The following is a 21,722-nucleotide window of genomic DNA, read 5'->3' as shown; positions in this document are numbered from 1 at the left end:
ACTGAGGTGCGGGAAGGTGCGGTCGGTGAAGCGGTGGGAGTGCGGTGCCGAGCGGTCCGGCCTGTAGTGCCAGTGCCCGGGCTGTCCTTGTACTGAGTGTTCCCTGCGTAGTACGTAGCGCTATTCGGGTAGTAGGCAGGCACATGGTATGTGGCTGCGTAAGAGGAACGTCCGCCGTACCAGGAGCCTGCATAGGAGCCATCCCAATAGCTATTCCAGTACGAGTCCCACGGATCGTAGGCCCAGAACGGCCCCCAACGTGGACCCCACGGGTCCGAGACATACGCGTAGTAACTGGGCTGGTAATAACCGGGACTGTAGTAGCCGGCATGGCCGTACCAGCTTCGGGCCCAGCCGCCGTACGAGTAGTAGACGGGCGCATAGGAAGTCTGCACCACGCAGTGGTCGTAATACATGTAGTACGCGTCCCAGCAGCTCCCGTAGGAGTTGGGGCTTCCGTACACACCGTATTTGGGCCCGTTCGCTTCACCATACGGTGCACCGAAGAAGACCGAGGAGGTTGCGTGAACTGGGCCAGCAACTCCGAAGGACACCCCGGTGAACAGGGTGCCTGCGGGAAGCGAAAAATCAACGCTGACTTGCGCGCTCGCCGAGAGTGAAATGAAGGCCGCCATCAAGGCCATAATTGCGGTTAGTCGGGCTGTCCTACCCACCGTGTCCTCCTTCGCTGGAATCTACCCGAGAATAATGCACGTGGCGTGCCAAGGGGTTGCGTGTGGCACAAAACGCTGTATGGCAGGGAGTTACGGGATACATGTCATTAGGTGTGGGAGGTGGGTGAATGTCCCGATTCCTGGACACAGGAGCGGGTAATGGGACACTCGGCAACCTAGCTTCCCTGAGCCGCGGCAGCGTCCAGGAATCGTGTGATGTCAACATCTTCGGTCATCACGTTCGGCGAGACGCGCAGCGTGTTCAGCGGCCCGCCGAAGGATCGAACCACAGCCCCGTGACCTTCCAATAGCGCACTCCCCACCTCTGGCGCGGCCGCACCGCGGACTTCCACCGCCATAATCACAGACCTCAACTCCGGATCCACCGGCGAACGCCAGGCCAGCGCCCGATCCGCCTGAGTCCGCTCGTACACCTGACTCCATAAGGCCCGGTAGCGGCGCTGTTTCTCGTCAGCGCCGATCGAGGCCTGGAAGGCGAGTGCGTCTCCAAGGGCCACGACGGCAGGCCAGGCACGAGTTGAATAATCTTCGTATTTCCTCGCCGAGCCCCTGATGCGTTCTCCTGCGGTCCGGTACCACATTCTCGGAAGTCGGTCCCGCAGGCTTGGCGCCACCCAGAAGAGTCCTGTGCCCTTGGGAGCCTGAATCCATTTGTGTGGGCTCATGGCGTAGGCATCGACCCCGGCAGAACCCAGATCCACGGGGATCATTCCGGCGGACTGGGCTCCATCCACGAGTATGAACTCGACCCCACGCGCTCGCGCAGCCTCCGCGATCTCCTTCAGAGGGTGGGTCAGTCCAATTGAGTTGTCGACGTGCGGCACCACCAAAGCTCTGGTTTTTGGCCGAATCGCCGCCATGTGCAGGTCGACGACCTCTTCGACCGTCATCTCCTCACCGCGCAGGATGGGGAAATCGAAGTCCCGTACCGTGAAGCCCCGGCGGGCAGCCACGCCACGCCACGCCACCGAAGCCCCTGGATGATTCAGCGAGCTGAAGAGAACCTCGTCACCACTGACCAGAGGGAGACCGTGGGCCAGGACGTTGAAGCCCTCCGTTGTATTGTGGGTGATCGCGAGGTCATCTGCCTCACATCCAAGAAGATCTGCAGCGAGGCCTCGGGTCGTCTCCGTGACGTCCCTCCAGACGGATCCCCAGACGTATAGCGACGGGAAGGACTCGCACAGTTCGAGGTATCCGGCGTGGGCACGATGTACTGCCGCAGGGACGGTGCCGATCGATGCGTGGTTCAGGTAAATGAGGTCACCCGAGAGCAGGTACTGCTCGCGAAGCCTCCGGATGGATAGGCGACCGTCGGCGTCAAAGACTGTGGAGCCGGAGGCCTGCCCATCGTCGAGGACAGCGGCCTCGATGGCCTCTGCACGCGCCAGCAGCGGGGCTCCGGCGCCGGCCGCCGCAAGGGCTCCCAGAAAGCCGCGACGGGTGGTCCGAGTACGATGCATCGAACAGCTCCAAGTAATTGTGACTTGATCCGCAGGGAACTTCGTCCAACATTGCTTGTGTTCAGCCGACGCGCGAATCGCGGTCGGCAGCGGCGCGGCCAGTCGGCCCGCTGATGGGACAGTCCGCGAGAAGTAGCTAGCGTGGATTCATCTACTGACGGGCGCCGATGAGTCATTCGGGCTCAACTGACGCAGTCCGTCCCTTTGGCTGTATACGTGTCAGACACACCAGAAGCACAAAAAAAAGAATCTCCGCCGGCTGATTCAGCGCCTTCCGAAGCTGCTGCCCCCGCGGAAAACTCATCCACAGAAAGTGCGTCAGCTGACGGTGGCTCCTCCGGGGGACGCGGTCGCGGCAATCAATCCGCCAAGGCCGGCGATCGTCCTCGACGGAACAAGCGCCGCCGTCGAGGCCGCCGCCGTAAGGGCGGTGAGGGTGGCGGTGGCGGCGGTGGCGGCCGTGGCGTGGACGGCGGAGGACCGTCGGACACCGAGCTCATGGCGGGCCTTCCCGAAGATCCCGACGAGCTGATGGCGCTTTCCCGTCCACTCGGGTTGCTCGAGGTCCTAGGATCCGGTTCTGGATTCGTTCGCCGTCGCGATTACGGCTACGCCCCCAGTGATGACGATATCTATGTGCCGCCGCGAGTCATTCAGAAGTTTGGTCTGAGGATCGGCGACGAACTCATGGGTGTTGTCGCGGCATCCGTGCGGGCAGGCAAGAGTCCGCCCCTCGCACACGTCGCGCTGGTGAACGACCGTCCGCCTGAGGAAGCTGCCCGACGACCTGAGTTTGGCCGCCTGAGTGCAACGCACCCGGACGAACAGTTGATTCTGGAGTGCGGACGCACCTGGCGCGGTGAGCCCGAGTTCACCAACCGGGTCATCGACCTCTTCTGCCCATTCGGAAAGGGGCAGCGAGCCATGATCGTCGCTCCTGCGAAGGCCGGTAAGACTATGGTCATGCAGGCTGTCGCAGAGGGGATCGTCAAGAACAATCCCGAGTGTCATCTCATGATTCTTCTCGTGGACGAACGTCCTGAGGAAGTCACGGAGATGGAGCAGTGCGGGTTCGGTGAGGTCATCGCTTCGACCTTCGACCGGCCTCCGGAGCGTCACGTCCAGGTCACTGAGATGACATTGGAACGTGCTCGCCGACGGGTGGAGCAGGGCGAAGATGTCGTCATCATTCTCGACTCGATCACCCGTATGGCTCGAGCCTATAACTCACTCAAGGGTGGTAGTGGGCGGACGATGTCAGGTGGTCTCGACTCCAACGCCCTCGAGAAACCGAAGCGATTCCTAGGCAGCGCTCGGAAGATCGCCGCCAGCCAGGGCGGTGGTTCTTTGACGATCATCGGAACTGCGCTCGTAGATACAGGATCACGCATGGACCAGGTGATCTTCGAGGAATTCAAAGGGACCGGGAACAGCGAATTGGTGCTGTCGAGGGATCTCGCCGACAGGCGTATCTACCCGGCGATCGATCTCGTTGGGTCGGCGACTCGGAAAGAAGAACTCCTTCTCGACGACGATCAACTCTGGGTTTCTCACGCGATGCGGCGTCAGCTGGCTGGAATGGGCCCCACGGAGGCGATGGTTGATCTCCTGGGCGCAATGAAGAAGACCAGCACGAATCGGGACCTCATCGACTGGGCCCGAAACCGGTCGTCATAGAGGGCGGAGGGTTCCGTCTCCCGCGGTAGATCAGGAAGCGCCCGTCGACGAAGAGTCAGCGGGCGTTTCTCGTGGGTCCTCGTCTCCAGCAGGTGGTCCGTCGGACTTGGCTACTACGGACGCCAGCTGGGTGAGGCTCTTTGCCATCTCCCGACTCTGGGCACGCTCCATAACCATTGCCCAATAACCCATGAGTGGGTTTCTGCCCAGATCACCCCTTTCACGCCAAGCCACCACTGTTACCGCGCCGTCAGTCGTCAATTCGACTGTCCCACTGGTTCGCATGACTACGTCACCGGCGCCCGCGACCTCGACTGAGTAGGTCACGCCTCGCTCGGACACTCCATCGATGTGGAAGGTGCCAGCACCAAGCTCTGGATCGTCCCAGACGATGGCAGTCCCGGCTCCACGTTGCGGTCCGGTTCGCGTGGTAGAGTCCGGCCAGGCGGTCCAGAGTAGCCAGCCCTCTGGTGAGTCCATGAAGAGGAGGACCTCGCCGGGAGTGGCGTCCAGCCGCGTCTCCACACTCGCCGACCAATTCGTCGGCAGGAAGAATCCGACGACGAGGAGAGTACAGAGCAAAATCGAAATACCGCCAAGGACGATGGTGCCGGGCCCGAAGAGTCCTCCGAAGACGCCCACGAACAGTCGTTTGATCATGCTCCCTCTTTCTCCACACCGTCTAGAACGGCCTCGAGCACTGGCCACGCATTCGCCGCGGTGCGCCTGTGTCCTTCGGTCGTCGGATGAATTCGGTCCGCCTGGTTGAGTTCCGGGATGCCAGCCACGCCATCGAGCAGGAATGGGATGAGATCAGTCTCCTCTGACTCGGCAACAGCACGGAACACACTGCGGAAAGCCGAAGTGTAGAGGTCGCCCAGATTGGGTGGAGCCTCCATGCCAGCGACGACCACGCGTACATCAGGGTAACGGGTGCGAGTCCTCCGAATGATCCCGGTCAGATTCGACGCCAGGGCACGCGGGTCCTGCCCTCGAAGTCCATCGTTGGCACCGAGCTCGAGGAACAGGACGTCAAATGGCTCTCGCAATATCCAGTCGAGTCGCCTCAACCCTCCTGCGCTCGTCTCTCCGGACACGCCTGCATTTAGCGCTCGAAATGGCTTTCCTGCAGAGTCTGCCATCGCGGCGAGTACGGAAACGTAGGTGTCGGCGGCGCGCTCCAGGCCAAGGCCCGCAGTGAGGCTGGTGCCAAGGAAGACGACGGTCGGGCGATCATCCGATGGAACCATCGTCGAAGGGTCGACCACCATAGCGGAATCGAGCCCGGGTTCGCCCGAAGACGGTACCGTATCCGTCGCCGTGCATGCGGCGAGCGACAGTGCCAGAATGGAGTAGAGAGCGCTTTTCATGATGATCGTTGCCGAGGGACTTGAGAAAACCTACACCAGCGGCGGCAGACCTCTACCCGTACTGCGTTCACTAGATCTCCAGATCGAGGCAGAGTCGTTCGTTTCGGTGGTGGGGCCGTCTGGTAGCGGGAAGACGACATTACTTGGCCTGCTCGCAGGACTCGACGAGCCGAGCGGGGGCCGGGTCGTTCTCGATGGGGTCGACATGTTCAGCCTGACAGAGGACGGGCGCGCTGAATTTCGGTCGCAGAACGTCGGCTTTGTCTTCCAGACCTTCCATCTACTGCCAACGCTTACTGCACTCGAGAACGTGCTCGTCCCCCTCGAACTCCGCGGTGAGGGCAGGTCTGCCCGGGGGGGCGCTGAGGCGCTGCTCGAAAGAGTCGGACTTGGTGACCGGCTCGACCACTATCCGGCTCAGCTCTCGGGCGGAGAACAACAACGTGTCGCGCTCGCCCGAGCTTTTGCGAATCGCCCGAAGATTCTCTTCGCCGATGAACCAACCGGGAATCTGGATCGCGAGACGGGCGCTTCCATCGTTGAGATGCTCGAAGAGCTGAATCGCGAGGCTTACACCACTCTTGTGCTGGTGACGCATGACCTCAGCCTCGCTGAGCGAGCACACCGCGTCGTGGGTCTCGCCGGTGGCCGGGTCGCTTCTGACCGACCCGGGACCGACTCCGGGCCCCTGTGAGGGCACCTCTTCGCCCAGGGTTCGCCCTGAAGTTGGCTTTGCGGGAGAGTCGATACGGGTTTCGTCGTGTCGGCGTCTACATGGCCTCGATCACGCTGGGCGTCGCTGCGCTCGTTTCGATTCATTCATTCCGCGACGACTTTTCCCGGTCGGTTCAGGAGGAGGCGGACGTCCTTATGGGGGCGAACGCTCGCTTCGCGGATGACAAGCCGATCGGACCGGAGATTCAGGCTGTTATCGACTCCCTCCGTGACGAAGGAGTGGAGTCGGCTCGGGTCACGACGGCCTCGTCGATGATCCTGGCGCCCACCAGTGATGTCGTGCGCCTTCTTCAGGTCCGTGCGCTTGACCAGGGGTATCCGTACTACGGCGACGTCGCGACGGAACCTGCCGGTGTCTGGGGCGCGCACCTGGAGCCCGGCAAGGTTCTCGTGGATCCTGCTGTGCTGACGCAACTCAGGGTCTCGATTGGGGACTCGCTGGTCGTCGGGACGGTGCGTCTCGTGATCGCGGGCACCGTCGACGACCTCCCGACTGACGTCGCTTTTCAGGCCGCCATCGGCCCACGTATTCACATCTCGCAAGAGTCCATGGAGCGAGCTGGCCTCATCGGCTTCGGCAGTTTGGCACGCTACGAGGTCTACCTGCGGCTCCCCGACCAGAATGAAAGAGGCGGTCTGCGGGACCGATACGGTGAGGTGCTGCGGGCATCTGGTGTGAGCTATCGCCTCGCCGAAGAACAGGCACAAAGCCTGGCGAATGGCGTTCGGTTCCTTGGGAGATTCCTCGCTCTCGTAGGACTCGCGGCCCTTCTCCTTGGGGGTGTGGGCGTCGCGAGCGCGATTCACGTGTATATCCGCGAGCGACGACCGGGGATCGCAGTCCTTCGCTGCATCGGTGCAGGGCAGAGCACTGCGTTTCTCGCGTACCTGATTCAGGCCGCGTGGCTCGGTCTGCTCGGAGCCTCGGGTGGTGTGGTACTTGGGGTCGTGCTTCAGGAGGTCATGCCGATCGTCCTGGCCGGCGTCTTGCCGGTAGACGTGAACACGCGTCTGTCTCTCCCTTCCATCGCGGCGGGCCTTGGCATCGGGGTGTGGGTCGCTGTTGTCTTCGCGCTGATCCCACTTCTACAGGTGCGCGATGTGGCACCGCTCGCGGCCATCCGACAGGACTTCGAGGCACGACGACGACGATTCGATCTGCCGCGTCTGGCCTCGTACCTGATTGTTGCCGCGAGCGTACTCCTGTTGTGCGCCCTAGAGGCCCCTGAGCCTGAGATAGGCATTGGCTTCGCTCTGGGGCTGGCCGTGGCAGGAGGCACGATCGCAGCAGTGGGCCTGGGCTTGACTCACCTGACCCGGCGCTTCTTTCCTGCGCGCGCATCCTATCCTGTTCGTCAGGGGGTCTCAAACCTTTTTCGGCCCCAGAACCAGACAGTCTCCGTGACGCTCGCGCTTGGCCTTGGTGCCTTTGTCATCGGTATGATCGTGCAAGTCGAAGCGAGCCTGAGAGACGACCTGACGATGTCAGCCGGAGATGGACAGCCGAACCTGCTCCTCTTCGACATCCAGACCGATCAGCTTGCCGGAATCCTGGAGCTCGTGGGCGAGGACGCGCAGGCCGACGTCTCTCCGCTGGTGACCGGACGGGTGGCTCAGATCAACCGCATTTCAGTGGACTCACTGCGGGCGAACCCGGACCCGGAGCAGCGGCCAGATGCATGGGCGGTCCGGCGCGAATATCGAAATACCTACCGCGCCACCCTAGGCCGTGCCGAGACCCTCATTTCCGGACAGTGGTGGGATGGCACGCCAGGCACAGAGGATGGGACGCGCGTTGACTACGGGAGACTCCCGCGGGTCTCCATCGAGCAGGACGTGGCAGAGAGCCTTCGAGTGGGCCTTGGTGACACCATCGGTTGGGATATTTCAGGCACCCAGATCGAAACCGTGATCACAAGTTTGCGGCGCGTAGATTGGGGCCGACTGGAGCCGAATTTCTTTGCGATCTTTGAGCCGGGTGTGCTCGACGATGCGCCACAGAACATTCTCTTGGTGGCACGAATTCCGAGTGACGAAGAGCGAGCGCGTGTGCAGCGGGACCTAGTGGGGGTCTTCCCGAATGTATCGGCGCTGGATTTTTCCCGGGTTCAGGAGGCGATCGAGTCGGTCCTCTCGCGGGTGCGACAAGCTGTCGCGTTCCTGGGCGGATTCAGTGCGCTCGCCGGGATCATCGTGCTAACCGGGGCCCTGGCTACATCACGGATGCAGCGACTCCGAGAAGGAGCACTGCTGAAAACGCTCGGCGCTCGGCGCAATCAGGTCATGACCGTCCTGTTTGCGGAGTACCTCGCTCTGGGTTCGATAGCGACGGCAAGCGGGTTACTCCTCGCCATCGGCGCCTCGGCAATCGTCGTTCCGCAGGTATTTGAGATCGACTATACAGTCCGTCTCGGCTCAGTCGGGGTCATCTGGCTGGTGGTGGTTTCACTCACCGTCCTGACCGGCCTGGTCGGGTCGCGTGATCTGCTTCGCCGACCACCGCTTCCAGTACTGCGCGAGGCGCCGGAGTAGAAGAGGCTCAGTCCGCGGCGTTCGCCTCCAGCGTACCGTCGGGAAGGCGCAGAATCGAAGCGTGGTGACAGCCATCGCATGGCAACTCATGGGGTGTGCGGAGCATCGTCGACTGGGTCGTAAGAGCGTCGCCGCACTTCGGGCAGCTTCCTTTCACGGTCTCTAGCGTGAACCGTTCGACATACCGCTTCCGGGCTAGCACTCCGCCCGTCAGCAGGGCTCCGATGGGCCAGACCGCGTGCGGGGGAAAGATAGCTACTACGGGCGCGAGAATGATCGAAACGCCGATGGTTCTGGCGGCTCCTCCGACTCTCCATGAGTGCGAGCGAGGTGTAATTACCGCATGCAGCGGAGTCGGGTTAAACCCGAAGACCGTAGCTTCAGCCTCTACCTCGAACGTGGGTGGATCTGGCATTGGATCTATCCGCGTGACGCGAAGGCACGCAGTCGCTCACCCGCCTCCTGAAGCGTCTCGATCTGCTTGCAAAAGACAAAGCGCACCAGCGAATGGCCCCGCTCAGGAACACTGAAGAAGCTTCCGCCCGGAACCGGGGCCACCCCCGCTTCCGCGGTCAGGCGTTTTCCGAACGTCATGGAGTCTTCGTCCGACAGATCGCTGAAGTCCGCGAGAACATAATAGGCACCCTGTGGATATGAGCACTTGAATCCGGCATCCTTGAGCGCGGGCACCAGCACCTCGCCGCGAGCCTTGTACCCGGCCACCATGTCCGAGTAGTACTCCGGGCCGAGCTCGTTCAACCCCACTGCGCAGGCTTCTTGAAGAGGCGCGGGTGCCCCAACAGTGAGGAAGTCATGGACCTTCCGAATCGCGTGAGTAAGGGCCGGGGGCGCGATGACTGTTCCGATCCGCCACCCCGTCACACTGAACGTCTTGGAGAGGCCTGAGATCGTGATAGTGCGATCGCGCATCCCATCGAAGGTGGCCAGTGGAAGGTGCTCTCCTTCGTAGTAGATATGCTCATAGATCTCATCTGTGATCGCGATGATGTCGTGCTCGATGCACACATCGGCGATCGCCTGCAGCTCCGCGCGGGAGAAGACACGCCCCGTCGGGTTGTTCGGCGTGTTGATGACGATGGCTCTCGTCTTCGCGGTGACAACCTCGTCCAGCATCGCCTTCTCCAAGCGGTACTCCGGCCCCTCCAGTGTGACAAAGACTGGCTTCGCTTGGCAAAGAATGGCATCAGGGCCGTAGTTCTCGTAGAACGGCTCGAAGACGATGACCTCCTCACCGGGGTCGACGACGGCGAGCATGACGGCCGCCATCGCCTCCGTGCCTCCGCAGGTGATCGTGATTTCACGTTCCGTATCGACCTCCATGCCGTAGTGCTCGCTGTACTTCCGCGCGAGCGCATGACGCATGTTGGGCGCCCCCCAGGTGATGGCGTATTGGTTCACATCTTCCCGAATCGCCTTGCACGCCGCCTCCTTAAGCAGGTCTGGCGCAGGAAAGTCCGGAAAGCCCTGGGCTAGATTCACAGCGTCGTGTTCTCGCGCCACTCTCGTCATCTCTCGGATTACCGACTCGGTGAATGCGTGCGTGCGTGCGGCTGTACGGTGCAGGGGATTCGTCATGGGAATTTAGTCTGGGCCGATGGAAGCGAGCGCCATGATGGACTGCTTCCGTGGGTGGTGCAACCGGTCGATTGGCGGGGTCGAGGGTCGGCGATAGCATTCGGCGTCCCATGATTCCCTTCGGCCCAACAAGAGCCCGCTCGTGCGAACGCTCTCCCGTCGGACCGCCGTACTGGGGGCCGTGTGGTCTACACCTGCGCTATCCGCTCTGGAAGCCGGCCTGGCGCTCGAGCTGTTGGGTGGCGAGGTCGAGGTCGATGTCTGAGCAGCGTGCATGATCTTGATTTCACCGGTCGCAACCTTCTCTGCCGTCCATGCAAGTCTGCCGACCGGTGAGGAACTGGCCTTCCGGTACATGACCGCGCACTTCCGAATCACACTGTCTTTCTAAGGGTCTGGCTCGGATCCGTGTGTCTGGCTTCCAGCCGGGGACGGCGACAGTTTCACGCCCTCGTTTCGAACCGCCCAACGGATCACGACAGGAGTACAAGATGAGGTTCCTCCGCGCCGCGACGCTGATCACCGCATGCGCCGCAGCTGCGCCCGCCTCGGCTCAGGATCACAAGCCGCCATTCGCTGCAATGCAGGCTCGTGAGATTGGCCCTGCGGGCATGAGCGGGCGTGTGTCCGACGTGGAAGTCGTCCTCTCCGATCGCAGCGTGATCTACGTAGGTGCCGCAACGGGTGGGGTATTCAAATCGACGGATGGCGGACTCACCTGGGATCCCGTGTTCGACGAACAACCCGCCCTCGGGGTGGGCCATATCGCGGTTTTCCAACCAAATCCTGACATCGTGTGGGTCGGGACCGGAGAGGGTAATCCGCGAAACAGTGCCGGCGTCGGAAGGGGCCTCTTCAAGTCTGTAGATGGCGGTCGCACTTGGCGGGACATGGGCTTCGGAGACTCGGAGCGAATCCACCGCGTGTTGACACACCCGACTGACCCAGAGGTGGTTTACGTGGGAGTGCTCGGCCCGGCCTGGTCTGACGGTCAGGAACGTGGCGTCTACCGGACTCGTGACGGTGGCGAGAGCTGGGAGCGGGTGTTGTGGGAGAACGAACGCACTGGTGTGGCCGATATGGTCATGGACCCGACGAACCCGGACAAGATTTTCGCGGCGATGTGGGAGTTCCGTCGTGACCCATGGTTCTTGACGTCCGGCGGCGTGGGATCTGGCCTCTACGTCACTTACGACGGTGGTGATTCCTGGCGGCGACTCACCGAAGCCGATGGGATGCCTCCCGGGGAACTGGGTCGCATAGGAGTGGCCGTGTCGGCCTCGAATCCGGACGTCGTGTATGCGGTCGTGGAGGCTGCCCGCTCCGAGCTCATACGGTCGGATGACGGAGGACGAAGCTGGACGACGATCAATGACGATCCAGGCATCGTTCCACGCCCGTTCTACTACGCAGATATCCGGGTGGACCCGTTGAACGAAAACCGGATCTACTCGTTGCATTCGGCGGTGCAGGTCAGCGAAGACCAGGGTCGTACGTGGAGCACCGTGGTCCCGAGTGGGATCATCCATGGGGATATCCATGAGCTCTGGATCGATCCTGACGACCCGCGGCGGATGATTCTTGGCGAGGACGGAGGAATCGCTTTCACCTACGACCGAGGCGACAAGTGGCGGTTTGTAGAGAACCTTGGCCTTGCCCAGTTCTACCATATCGAGCTGGACGATGCTGTGCCGTTCAATGTCTACGGTGGACTACAGGACAACGGGTCCTGGTTCGGGCCGTCCACGGTCTGGGAGAACAAGGGCATCCTCAACGCGCATTGGACCCGGGTCGGGAGTGGTGACGGATTCAGCGTGATGCCGGACCGTGCGGACCCCGAGCGATACGGTTATTCGATGTCGCAGGGTGGAAACCTCCAGCACTTCGACAAGCTCACGGGTGCGCGGCGAAGCATTCAGCCGATCCACCCTGACGGAGTGCCGCTTCGTTTCAACTGGAACGCCGGGCTTACGTGGGATCCGCAGTCGCCGGGTACGACGTACTTGGGTAGCCAGTTCCTGCACCGGACTGTGGACCAAGGTCGAAGCTGGGAAATTATCTCCCCGGACCTGACCACGAACGACGTTGAAAAGCAGGGTGCTTATCTGAGCGGGGGCCTGACCTTCGATGCATCAGGTGCGGAAATGCACACGACCATCATTTCCGTTGGCCCCAGCCACCTGGAAGACGATCTCATCTGGGTCGGGACCGATGATGGCAACGTCCAGGTCACCCGCGACGGTGGGGCAAGCTGGACGAACGTCCGTGAGAACGTCCCGGGCCTCCCCGAAGGGATCTGGGTGCCCGATGTTCAACCGTCAAAGCACGTCGCGGGACGCGCCTATTTAGTCGCGGAAGACCACCGACGGGGTGACTGGACTCCCTTCGTGTGGGTGACCGAGGACTACGGCGAAAATTGGACATCGCTCGCGACCGACGAAATCGACGGCTTCGTCCACGCGGTAGAAGAGGATCCGGCGAGCCCGAATCTTCTCTTCCTGGGCACCGAGTTCGGACTGAGAGTCAGCACGGACCGGGGCCAGAACTGGATGCCCTTCACGGCGGGTGTTCCCGCTGTGCCGATCCGAGATTTGCAGGTGCATCGACGGGATGGCGACCTGGTCCTCGGGACCCATGGCCGAGCGATCATCATCGTCGACGACATTCGGCCTCTCCGGGAATTCGCGGATGCGCCGGACCTCCACGAGCGGACGGTGCACGCGTTCGGACCTGCCCCCGCGATCCGCGCCAACGTGGCGGAGGCCATCGGCTACCGTTCGACCGGTCATGCCATGCAGCAGGCAGAGACTCGCCCGGTGGGCGCTCTTCTCAACTGGTGGACGGAGCGTTCTTCGGATGCTCGCCTCGAGGTAACGGATGGCGGTGGGGACCTCGTCTGGTCGGGCTCAGGTTCCGGCCAGGGGATTCAGCGCACCGTGTGGGATCTTCGTCCCGGCGGGGACGCCGCCGAGTCGCTCCCGCGCCAGGTCGCCGTGCTTCCCGGAGACTACACGTTCACGGTGACGGCCAATGGAGAGGCGTCCTCGACTGTCTTCGAAGTTCTGCCAGACCCTCGGAATCCTATCTCGCCCAGGGCTCATGCGGCTCAGATCGCTGCATTCCAGGAAATGCAGACGATCATGAAGGTCGCCACCGATGCGAGAGCGGCCCTCGAGAGAACAGCCGAGGGGGTCGATCTCGTGCTGTCGACGCTTGAGGACGGTGCGGACTCATTGCGTGAAGAGGGGACCGCTCTGGCCGAGGCAGTCGATGCTGTGATGCGGCGGCACTTCACGGGTCCCGAGTGCCAGGGCAACTGTCGTGGGCGACTCACCATACGGGCGGTTCAATCCCCCAATGGACGCATCGCGAGTGACCCCGACGGCCCGTCCGCGAACACACGTAACATGATGGACCAGGCGCGCACTGCGGCGAACTCGATCTCTGAAGACGTCGACCAACTCATGAACACAGACGTAGCCGCGTATCGTACTGCGCTGCTCGCCGCCGGCTATACACCCTTTGGAGGTGACCGATGAGACATTCGAGGAGCGGTTCGATTTTGTCGATGTGGCGTAGGGTGGCCGGGATGTGGCTCCTGATCGCGACAGTCGCGATCGGCACGCCAGGACTCTCGGCCCAGGACGGATCTCCCCGGATCTTCATCTCCGTGGACCTGGAGGGGATCGGTGGTGTCGGGAGCCCGCTGATGACTTCCTCCAACGGAAAGGACTACGGTACCGCTAGACAGCTGCTCACCGACGAGGTGAACGCAGTGGTCGAGGCGATCTATGCCCACTCACCGAGTGCTGCCATTCTGGTGAACGACTCTCACGGCGATCATCAGAATGCGCTGCACACTCAATTTGACCCTCGGGTGGTGTACATCCAGGGAGCGATCAAGCCTTTGGGTATGGTCCAGGGACTCGATGCCTCGTTCGATGGCGCCGTCTTCATCGGGTATCATGCGAAGGCGGGCGACCCAGATGGATTCCTCGCCCACACGGGAAGCGGGTCTGTAAAGGGTCTGTGGCTCAACGGTGTGGAGGTCGGAGAAGGCGGCATGAACGCGGCCTTTGCCGGATCACAAGGTGTCCCGGTCATCTTCGTTGCGGGCGATTCCGCAGCGACGGCGGAACTCTCGGCCCTGCTCGGATCAGAGACGGTCACCACTAAGACTGCCGAGTCGCCATCCTCCGCGCGTCTCATTCATCCACAGCTGGTCGTTGAGATGCTGCGCGATGGCGTGGGTCGCGCGCTCGACCGCCTCGACCGGGGTGGGTTTGAGCCGTGGGACTTCGGCGGACCGGTCGAAATCCGTATGCGCTTCGCCTCGACCACCCATGTCGACATCTTGATGTCTATTCCGGGAGTGACGAAGGTCGACGGCTTCACGGTCCAGTACAACGCCGACAATGCCGATCAGGCCTACCGCCTCATCCGCCTCATGTACCGCTTCGTGCAAATCTGAGACGCTTCGCACATGCTTCGAAACACACTCCTCTGGGCATCCACGAATCCCTTTCTGGCGAAGAAACTTCCGACGTACCGCTTCGTTCAGAGGGCGACGAAGCGATTCATGCCAGGGGCGGATCTCGATGCGGCCCTAGTCGAGGCGAAAGCCCTTGCGGCGAACGGCGTGACGACTACGACCACGCTACTCGGCGAGAATCTCGTATCGCTGGATGAGGCCGACAGAGTCGTCGATCACTACGTCGGCGGCCTGAAAGAGATCGAGGCGCGGGGGCTCGATGTCGAGATCTCGGTGAAGCCCACGCAGATCGGGATCGACTTCGGGGTCGACGAGGCGCGGAAGCGACTCGGGCAGATCGCAGCATCGACCACGTCTCTCGTCTGGGTCGACATGGAGAGTTCGGAGTATGTCGACCGCACGCTCGATATCTTCAGAACTGTGAAGGAAGAGCAGGGCAACGTAGGACTCTGCATTCAGTCTTACCTCCACCGCACCGAGGCGGACCTCCAGGCATTGATGCCGCTTCAGCCTGACATCAGGGTCGTAAAAGGGGCGTACAACGAGCCTCCGGAGGTCGCATTCCCAAAGAAGTCCGACGTCGACCGCAACTTCGTGAAACTTTCCCAGACGCTCCTTCGTGCACGCCTGGGCGGAAGTGCCGGTAGACCTGTTTTCGGCACGCACGATCCGAACATGATCGGCGAAGCGAACCGGATCGCCTTAGAGTTGGGCCTGGAGAAGGATCGGCACGAGTTCGCGATGCTGTTCGGCATCCAGCGTGACGAACAAGTCCGACTCGCCAGAACGGGTCACAAGGTCCGTGTACTCGTGAGCTACGGCGCGGCTTGGTTCCCATGGTACATGCGCCGCCTCGCTGAGCGTCCGGCCAACCTCCTGTTCGTCGCGAAGCAGCTGGTCAGATAGATGACTGGGGGAGATGAGCACCCCCGAATACCCACCGTGCATGATCAGAGGGGGATTGCAGATGCGGACCCACTGAGATGGCGTGCGCTGGCCATGGTATCGTGTGCGATGCTGCTGTCTCTGTCCTCTTGGATGACTGCGACCGCCATTGGGGGCGACCTACAGCTGAGATGGGCACTGTCGTCGAGTCAGGTCGGACTTCTCACCACAGTGGTACAACTGGGCTTCGTCGCTGGCACCGCCATAGCGGCGATCCTGAACCTTGCTGATGTCATTCCGGCCCGGGTCCTTTTCGCGGCATCAGGCGCACTCGCCGCCGTCGCGAACGCCGCGCTCCTGTTGTCACCATCCTATGAATCAGCACTCTTGGCCCGTTTCCTGACCGGCGCCTTTCTCGCTGGCGTTTATCCCCCCGGAATGAAGATGATTTCGACCTGGTTCCGGTCCGCCCGAGGCATGGCGATCGGCACGGTGGTCGGAGCCCTTACCATCGGAAAGTCGATGCCGTACCTGCTCAAGGCTCTGGGCGGCGCCGACCTGGAACGCGTGGTCGGTGGTGCATCCATTGCGGGCTTGCTGGGGGCACTCCTCGTCGCCGTCGCTTACCGCGAGGGGCCGTACCCCTTTCCGAGCCGTCCCTTCGAGTGGGCCCGAGTCCGGCGGATTCTTGGCCACCGCGAAACGATGCTCGTCACGGGTGGCTACCTCGGGCACATGTTCGAGTTGTACGCGATGTGGGCGTGGGTGCCGACCTTCCTTGCGGTTGCGGGCGCCGGTCGGGTCTCAGCCTTCACCGTCGATCTGGTCGCATTCGGAGCGATTGCGTCGGGCGGCCTTGGATGCATCTGGGGCGGACTGGCGGCAGATCGGATTGGGCGAGGACGTGTCGTGAAGCTCGCAATGGGGGTTTCGGGGACGTGCTGCGTCCTGTCGGGACTCATCCTGTCGGGTCCGTTCTTCCTCGTCGCGATCTTGGCGCTCGTGTGGGGCTTTTTTGTCGTGGCGGACTCGCCCCAGTTCAGCGCGCTGGTCACTGAGGTGGCGCCCGCCGAATCGGTCGGGACCGCGCTGATGATACAGACGTCGCTCGGATTCCTCTTGACCATGGTCACGATTCAGGCGGTACCTGTCCTCGTTGATGCTGTGGAATGGCGGTGGGCATTCGCGGGCCTCGCGATGGGGCCTGCGCTGGGAATCGCCAGCATTCGTCGCCTCGAGCGAATCCATCGGTTAACTTCGCGCGCCTCGACCACGGGGTAGCGCCGCCCCGACCATATATCCGAATCCATTCGGGGTCTGATGCTCCACATTGCGATCGCAGCCGGTCTCATTCTTGGTCTGGCCACAGGGCTCCTCGGAGCTGCCGGCTCAGACTTCTTCCTCGCCATAGCCTTGGCATCCGCTCCGTTCGGGACCGCATTTATGAATGCGATCCGGATGGTCATCATTCCACTCGTGATGGCCGTGGTCTTTACCGGTGTGGCGAACCTCGGCGACCCCCGAAAACTCGGGAAGCTCGGCGGCACGACACTCGTGTTCTTCTGGGCGACGGTGGTGCCGGCAATCGTGATCGGCATGGGTACGATGTGGCTCGGGCTCAACTTCGCGCCCGAAATGGCCGCGCCCGAAGCCGCGGCCCGCGAGGCGACCACGCTGCCCAGTATGGTGGATTTTCTCGTCGCTCTGATCCCCAACAACCCTTTTGCGGCCGCGGCGAACGGCGCCCTGCTTCAACTTATCGTCTTCACCGCGCTTCTCGCGGCCGCAGCCGGCACTTTGGAGGACGAAAAGCGCCTACGGCTCGTCCAGTTCGCCGAGGCTCTCTCTGAGGCCCTGATTAAGCTCGTCTGGTGGATCCTCTGGACTGCCCCCATCGGAATTTTCGGACTCGCCGCGCCGGTAACCGCACAGTTGGGATGGGGCCTCATTCAGAGCCTGGCCGTCTTCGTCGTGTCTGTCGTGGTGGGCTTAGGTATCTACATCAGTGTCGTGTACCTGCCGCTACTGAAGTTCGTTGGCGGAATCGGACCCCTCCAATTTCTTGGTGGCACGTTCGGGGCCGCGTCCATCGCATTCTCGACCACCAGCACCGCTGCAGCGCTTCCAGTCACACTCGAGGAGGCGAAGCTCAAGCTCGGAGTCTCCGAGCCCGTGGCCGATCTGGTTCTCCCCCTCGGGGCGTCCATGTATCGCGCGGGGTCAGCGCTCTTTCAGGGTGCGGCCGTCATCTTCCTTGCACACCTCTTCGAGGTCCCAATTCCCCCGGCGGCACTTGGCGGGGCGGTGCTGGCCACATTCCTGGTCTCGCTGACCGTGGCGCCGGTCCCTTCCTCGGGAGTGGTTACACTGGCGCCCGCGCTCGACGCAGTTGGGATACCGCTCGCGGGGTTGTCGATTCTGCTCGGAATTGACCGCGTGCCAGATATGTTCCGGTCGACGACGAACCTGCTGGGTCAGATCACAACAGCGGTGGTCGTCGACAAGTGGGTCGGCGGGAGTCCTACAGACCCCTCATGAACTCGGGGCGCAGAGGCACGTCACCGGTAAGCGCCGCGTCGATCGTGGCGAGGAGGGCCTCGCGGTCTTCCGGAATCCGCCCGGCGATCGGGACGTAGTTGGAGGCGTGGTTCGTGCGGAACAGTGCGTTTTGCGGCTGAGACTCAGCCACAATTGTCCGTAACTCGCGCAACAACGTTACGACCTCCGGCATCTCGAAGCGGCCCTTCTCTTCCATTCTTGCGAGCGGGGTACCGGGAATGACAGTCAGGGTCAGGGACGCGAGGTATTCCGGGTCCATCGCCGTCACCAGGCGTGCGGTTTCTCGGGCATGAATGTCAGACCTCTCCACCCCTCCGGCACCGAGCAGAGTGATAACGCTGATCTCCATACCGGCGGCATGGGCCTTCTCTGCGGCCTCGACGTGCTCCGCGAATGAACCTCCCTTCACGATCCTTCGAAGCGTCTCGTCATCACCCGACTCCGGGCCGATATACAGCAACGACAGTCCGTGCTCACGCAGGGTCCTGAGCTCGTCTGTCGATTTGTCGCGAACGTTGTCCGCCGTGGCATAGCAGGACACGCGCCGCAGGCGCGGGAACGCATCTCGCGCGGCATCCAGGATCGTCGTCCACCGCTCGACGGACATTCCCAAGGGATCTCCGTCCGCGACAAACACCTTGTCCGCATCCCGGAAGATTCGACCGGCCTCCGCGATGTCGTCGAGAACATCTCCGATGGGCCGCTCGCGATACCCGACCGTGCGGTACATGTCGCAGTACGTGCAGAGATTGTGGGAGCAGCCGATCGTCGCCTGGACGATATACGAATGCGCCTCGGAAGGTGGACGATACACCTTGCCTTCGTAACGCATCAGCTGACCGCCCGACTCCCGCTCGTACGGATCTTCCAGACCCCGATTGTCAGGACCGGGATCACATAGACCACGATGAACCCAACGGTCATGGTTCCGTACCCTTTCGCGATCAGCCCGGTGAGTCCGAAGCTGCTGATTGCCGTGCCGAGGCCAAGGAGGACGAGGGCGACCACGGGTCGAACCCACTTTGCCATCTCTCCCTCACGGTCGGTCTGAAGGCCTGAGATTCGCTCGTTGACCGCGTGAATCAGCCCGGCCCCGGTCTCGATCAGAGTTCCGAAGAGCACAACCTGGAATCCGATCTGGAAGCCACGAGAGCCGAGCGCTTCCAACAGGACGGTCGATGGGACTTCTGCATCCATGATCCCCGGGTACATGCCGATCATGGGGAGAAAGAAGAGAAGGCCGGGAATCATGGCGATGGGCCCGGTCAGAGCGCCGGCGATGAACGTCTCACGTCGGGTCTCGTGGAGTCGCAGCGTGGCGAGAACCGGTGGGATCACGGCGAGGTTGTACCCAGCATAGGACAGCCCGGCCCACGCCCATCCGCTACCGACTGGCTCCGCGCTCAGGTTCGCCACGATATCCCCACCGAGCACGCGGAAGCACCAAACAAAGAGGATGGCGTACAAGCCGTAAAGAACGAAAGACCATGCTGAGAAAAAACGCTCGACCGTTTCATTTCCACCGAACACGAGCCCGCCCACGGCCACCATGACTGCGACGACCCCGACCCAGTAGTTCAGTCCGAACGTGTCACTCATAATCGAGCCGGCCGCCGCGGCGACGACGGCGAGAACCAAGAGGGTCAGGGCGACGTAGCAGACTTCGAACGTCCACCAACCGCGCCCAAGCAATTCCTGAAAGAAGTGCCGGTAGTCGAATGCTCCCCAAAGCCGGGCCAGCTCATACGTGGCCATCGAGACCGCGCTGAAGATCACGGTGCTCGCGAGGATACCGAGCAGCCCTCCCATGGGACCCTGACTGAGGAAGAACGTGGACAGCTCAGCTCCCGTGCCGTAGCCCCCTCCAATGAGGACTGATTGAAAGAGAAACCCGGGCAGGAGGTAGCGGCGGAAGATCGAAGTCTGGCTCATGCTGGCGACAATAGACCCTGCGACGTGGCTGCGCTATCGTGTCGGCCTACCCCAGACTGGAACCCACGCCGATGAAGCTTCTTACTCGCCTGCGAGACCACTTTCCTCTTAGAGTGAAACGCAGACTGCCCGCACGAGGGAAACGAGCAGTGTTAGCTCTCGTCGCCTTCGCGTTGGCACTTCCGGCAACCGACGTGTTGGGGCAAAGACCACCGCCGAGCTATGACGTTGTCATCCGGAACGGCCGTGTACTCGACGGCGCAGGGAATCCGTGGATCGCGGCAGACGTCGCGGTCCGAGCCGGCAGAATCGTCCGGATTGGGCATGTCGTAGGGCGGGGACGCCGCGAGATCGACGCCACCGGCCTGTATGTGTCGCCGGGCTTCATCGACATGATGGACCAGTCGGGGAGCGTCCTGCCACAAAACGGTCTTGCCGAGAACAAACTTCGGATGGGCGTGACTTCCGCGATCGGTGGAGAAGGAGGTACCCCGGTCCAGGCCGACTCGATCGAAGGGTATTTCCGACGCCTGGAGGAGCAGGGTATCTCGATCAACTTCGGCAGCTACTTCTCCGAGACACAGGCACGGGTGGCGGTGCTGGGGAATTCCGCCCGGGCACCGGATGCCGCAGAGCTCGCACGCATGCAGGGGATCATGCGGACAGCGATGCGTCAGGGCGCCATGGGAATGACCACGGCCCTCATCTATCCACCTTCCGCCTTCGCGACGACTGACGAACTTGTTGAGGTCGGCCGGGTCGCCGCAGAATACGGAGGGATCTACGCGAGTCACATCCGCGATGAGGGCGAGGGCCTTGTCGGTGCGGTCCAGGAAGCCATCGAGGTCGGTGAGCGCGCGGGAATGCCGGTTGAGATCTTCCACTACAAGGCAGCCTTCGAACCAGGCTGGGGCACGGTCATCAAGGAGGCCGCGGTGGAGATCGAAGCCGCCCGTGCCCGGGGCGTGGACGTAGCCGTCGACATGTATCCGTATACAGCCGGCGGCACGGGGCTCGAGGCGACGATACCGAGCTGGGCCTTCGATGGCGGGAATGACTCCGTGCGGGCCCGAATTGCACGGCCCGAAGTCCGTGAACGCATGAAGCGCGAGGTCGAGTCCGGCTTTGATGGCTGGTGGAACATCGTAGAGTCCGCGGGAGGGTGGGACGGGATCGTCCTGGTGAACGCGAGGAACCCCGCGAACGCTCACCTCGAGGGTAAAAGCATTTCGGTGATCGCCCAGGAGACCGGCAAGGATCCCGCCGACGCAGCGTGGGATCTCGTGGCTGAGGGCAACGGACGGGTTATGGCCATCTATCACATGATGAGCGAAGAAGACGTACAGTGGGCGCTACAGCGCCCCTGGACGAGCATCGGGAGCGATGCCGGAGCCGCCCTCTCAGCAGGCGTCACGGATGCTCTCGGTCTTCCGCATCCCCGGAGTTATGGAACCTTCCCCCGCATCCTTGCTCGCTATGTACGTGAGACTGGGACTCTCTCACTCGAAGAGGCCGTGCGAAAGATGACTTCGTGGCCCGCCACGCGAATGCGGCTGGACCGCCGCGGTGTGATACAGGAGGGCGCCTGGGCTGACATCACGATCTTTGATCTCGAGCGAGTCCAAGATCTAGCCACCTACGATGAACCCGTGCTGTTTCCCGAAGGGATCGAATACGTCCTTGTAAACGGGGTGGTGGTCATCGAGGATGGGGGCACACACACAGGGGCCCGCCCGGGCCATGTACTTTACGGCCCCGGCCGAGGGATCTCCCGATGAAGGAATCT

General features: G+C 62.3%; 17 protein-coding genes. 10 read left to right on the top strand and 7 right to left on the bottom strand.

Annotated features, from left to right (window positions below; translation table 11 throughout):
• Window positions 1–850: 850 nt before the first annotated feature.
• The gene (locus OSA81_06650; GenBank protein MDE0898677.1) at window positions 851–2,158 is read right to left on the bottom strand and encodes an aminotransferase class V-fold PLP-dependent enzyme; all 1,308 of its coding nucleotides are present in this window, start codon (window positions 2,156–2,158) and stop codon (window positions 851–853) included.
• A gap of 465 nt (window positions 2,159–2,623) precedes the next feature.
• Here OSA81_06650 and rho point away from each other — a divergent pair, with 465 nt between their 5' ends.
• Entirely contained in the window at window positions 2,624–3,835 is a 1,212-nt protein-coding gene (gene rho / locus OSA81_06645) for a transcription termination factor Rho (protein ID MDE0898676.1), read from the top strand.
• Window positions 3,836–3,865: 30 nt separating this feature from the next.
• Here rho and OSA81_06640 read toward each other — a convergent pair whose 3' ends face one another.
• On the bottom strand, window positions 3,866–4,495 hold the full coding sequence (locus OSA81_06640) for a hypothetical protein (GenBank protein MDE0898675.1): 630 nt from the start codon (window positions 4,493–4,495) through the stop codon (window positions 3,866–3,868).
• Window positions 4,492–5,205, bottom strand: a complete 714-nt coding sequence (locus tag OSA81_06635) for an arylesterase (GenBank protein ID MDE0898674.1) — start codon at window positions 5,203–5,205, stop codon at window positions 4,492–4,494. The genes OSA81_06640 and OSA81_06635 overlap by 4 nt, the downstream gene beginning before the upstream one ends.
• Between OSA81_06635 and OSA81_06630 the strand changes: the two genes are divergently transcribed.
• Both OSA81_06630 and OSA81_06625 read left to right on the top strand, forming a co-directional pair.
• Entirely contained in the window at window positions 5,204–5,899 is a 696-nt protein-coding gene (locus OSA81_06630) for an ABC transporter ATP-binding protein (protein MDE0898673.1), read from the top strand. The genes OSA81_06635 and OSA81_06630 overlap by 2 nt on opposite strands.
• A 38-nt stretch (window positions 5,900–5,937) precedes the next feature.
• The gene (locus tag OSA81_06625) at window positions 5,938–8,472 is read left to right on the top strand and encodes an FtsX-like permease family protein (GenBank protein ID MDE0898672.1); all 2,535 of its coding nucleotides are present in this window, start codon (window positions 5,938–5,940) and stop codon (window positions 8,470–8,472) included.
• 7 nt (window positions 8,473–8,479) lie between these two features.
• On the opposite strand, the gene OSA81_06620 is transcribed toward OSA81_06625, so the two are convergent.
• Together OSA81_06620 and OSA81_06615 are read right to left on the bottom strand one after the other, a co-directional pair.
• Entirely contained in the window at window positions 8,480–8,887 is a 408-nt protein-coding gene (locus tag OSA81_06620; protein ID MDE0898671.1) for a hypothetical protein, read from the bottom strand.
• A gap of 5 nt (window positions 8,888–8,892) precedes the next feature.
• Window positions 8,893–10,068 carry an aminotransferase class I/II-fold pyridoxal phosphate-dependent enzyme gene (locus OSA81_06615; GenBank protein ID MDE0898670.1) on the bottom strand — a complete coding sequence of 392 codons (1,176 nt, stop codon included), beginning with the start codon at window positions 10,066–10,068 and terminating at the stop codon, window positions 8,893–8,895.
• Window positions 10,069–10,210: 142 nt separating this feature from the next.
• On the opposite strand from OSA81_06615, the gene OSA81_06610 reads away from it, so the two are divergent.
• From OSA81_06610 to OSA81_06585, 6 genes are all read left to right on the top strand, one after another.
• The gene (locus tag OSA81_06610; GenBank protein MDE0898669.1) at window positions 10,211–10,333 is read left to right on the top strand and encodes a hypothetical protein; all 123 of its coding nucleotides are present in this window, start codon (window positions 10,211–10,213) and stop codon (window positions 10,331–10,333) included.
• A 226-nt stretch (window positions 10,334–10,559) separates the two neighbouring features.
• The gene (locus OSA81_06605) at window positions 10,560–13,607 is read left to right on the top strand and encodes a hypothetical protein (GenBank protein ID MDE0898668.1); all 3,048 of its coding nucleotides are present in this window, start codon (window positions 10,560–10,562) and stop codon (window positions 13,605–13,607) included.
• Window positions 13,604–14,539: a M55 family metallopeptidase gene (locus OSA81_06600; protein MDE0898667.1), complete on the top strand. Its 936-nt coding sequence runs from the start codon at window positions 13,604–13,606 to the stop codon at window positions 14,537–14,539. The genes OSA81_06605 and OSA81_06600 overlap by 4 nt, the downstream gene beginning before the upstream one ends.
• Window positions 14,540–14,551: 12 nt before the next feature.
• Window positions 14,552–15,466, top strand: a complete 915-nt coding sequence (locus OSA81_06595) for a proline dehydrogenase family protein (GenBank protein MDE0898666.1) — start codon at window positions 14,552–14,554, stop codon at window positions 15,464–15,466.
• Window positions 15,467–15,502: 36 nt separating this feature from the next.
• Complete coding sequence (locus OSA81_06590; GenBank protein MDE0898665.1) at window positions 15,503–16,726, top strand: MFS transporter; 1,224 nt, start codon at window positions 15,503–15,505, stop codon at window positions 16,724–16,726.
• A gap of 39 nt (window positions 16,727–16,765) precedes the next feature.
• Complete coding sequence (locus OSA81_06585; protein ID MDE0898664.1) at window positions 16,766–17,983, top strand: dicarboxylate/amino acid:cation symporter; 1,218 nt, start codon at window positions 16,766–16,768, stop codon at window positions 17,981–17,983.
• On the opposite strand, the gene OSA81_06580 is transcribed toward OSA81_06585, so the two are convergent.
• Complete coding sequence (locus OSA81_06580) at window positions 17,967–18,836, bottom strand: radical SAM protein (GenBank protein MDE0898663.1); 870 nt, start codon at window positions 18,834–18,836, stop codon at window positions 17,967–17,969. The two genes, OSA81_06585 and OSA81_06580, sit on opposite strands and share 17 nt — an antisense overlap.
• Complete coding sequence (locus tag OSA81_06575; protein ID MDE0898662.1) at window positions 18,836–19,936, bottom strand: hypothetical protein; 1,101 nt, start codon at window positions 19,934–19,936, stop codon at window positions 18,836–18,838. Before OSA81_06575 ends, OSA81_06580 begins: the two co-directional genes overlap by 1 nt.
• Before the next feature lie 149 nt (window positions 19,937–20,085).
• Between OSA81_06575 and OSA81_06570 the strand changes: the two genes are divergently transcribed.
• Entirely contained in the window at window positions 20,086–21,714 is a 1,629-nt protein-coding gene (locus tag OSA81_06570) for a D-aminoacylase (protein MDE0898661.1), read from the top strand.
• The last annotated feature ends 8 nt before the right edge of the window (window positions 21,715–21,722 follow it).

The organism is Longimicrobiales bacterium (genome assembly GCA_028823235.1).
Lineage (GTDB): Bacteria > Gemmatimonadota > Gemmatimonadetes > Longimicrobiales > Gaopeijiaceae > UBA2589.
This window is presented reverse-complemented; position numbering and strand designations above follow the sequence as displayed.

What these genes read in the sequence shown, in the direction of transcription:
- OSA81_06650 (MDE0898677.1), bottom strand. Translation starts at nt 2,158, where the DNA reads ATGCATCGTACTCGGACCACCCGTCGCGGCTTTCTGGGAGCCCTTGCG.
- OSA81_06640 (MDE0898675.1), bottom strand. Translation starts at nt 4,495, where the DNA reads ATGATCAAACGACTGTTCGTGGGCGTCTTCGGAGGACTCTTCGGGCCC.
- OSA81_06630 (MDE0898673.1), top strand. Translation starts at nt 5,204, where the DNA reads ATGATGATCGTTGCCGAGGGACTTGAGAAAACCTACACCAGCGGCGGC.
- OSA81_06635 (MDE0898674.1), bottom strand. Translation starts at nt 5,205, where the DNA reads ATGAAAAGCGCTCTCTACTCCATTCTGGCACTGTCGCTCGCCGCATGC.
- OSA81_06620 (MDE0898671.1), bottom strand. Translation starts at nt 8,887, where the DNA reads ATGCCAGATCCACCCACGTTCGAGGTAGAGGCTGAAGCTACGGTCTTC.
- OSA81_06615 (MDE0898670.1), bottom strand. Translation starts at nt 10,068, where the DNA reads ATGACGAATCCCCTGCACCGTACAGCCGCACGCACGCACGCATTCACC.
- OSA81_06605 (MDE0898668.1), top strand. Translation starts at nt 10,560, where the DNA reads ATGAGGTTCCTCCGCGCCGCGACGCTGATCACCGCATGCGCCGCAGCT.
- OSA81_06600 (MDE0898667.1), top strand. Translation starts at nt 13,604, where the DNA reads ATGAGACATTCGAGGAGCGGTTCGATTTTGTCGATGTGGCGTAGGGTG.
- OSA81_06595 (MDE0898666.1), top strand. Translation starts at nt 14,552, where the DNA reads ATGCTTCGAAACACACTCCTCTGGGCATCCACGAATCCCTTTCTGGCG.
- OSA81_06585 (MDE0898664.1), top strand. Translation starts at nt 16,766, where the DNA reads ATGCTCCACATTGCGATCGCAGCCGGTCTCATTCTTGGTCTGGCCACA.
- OSA81_06580 (MDE0898663.1), bottom strand. Translation starts at nt 18,836, where the DNA reads ATGCGTTACGAAGGCAAGGTGTATCGTCCACCTTCCGAGGCGCATTCG.
- OSA81_06575 (MDE0898662.1), bottom strand. Translation starts at nt 19,936, where the DNA reads ATGAGCCAGACTTCGATCTTCCGCCGCTACCTCCTGCCCGGGTTTCTC.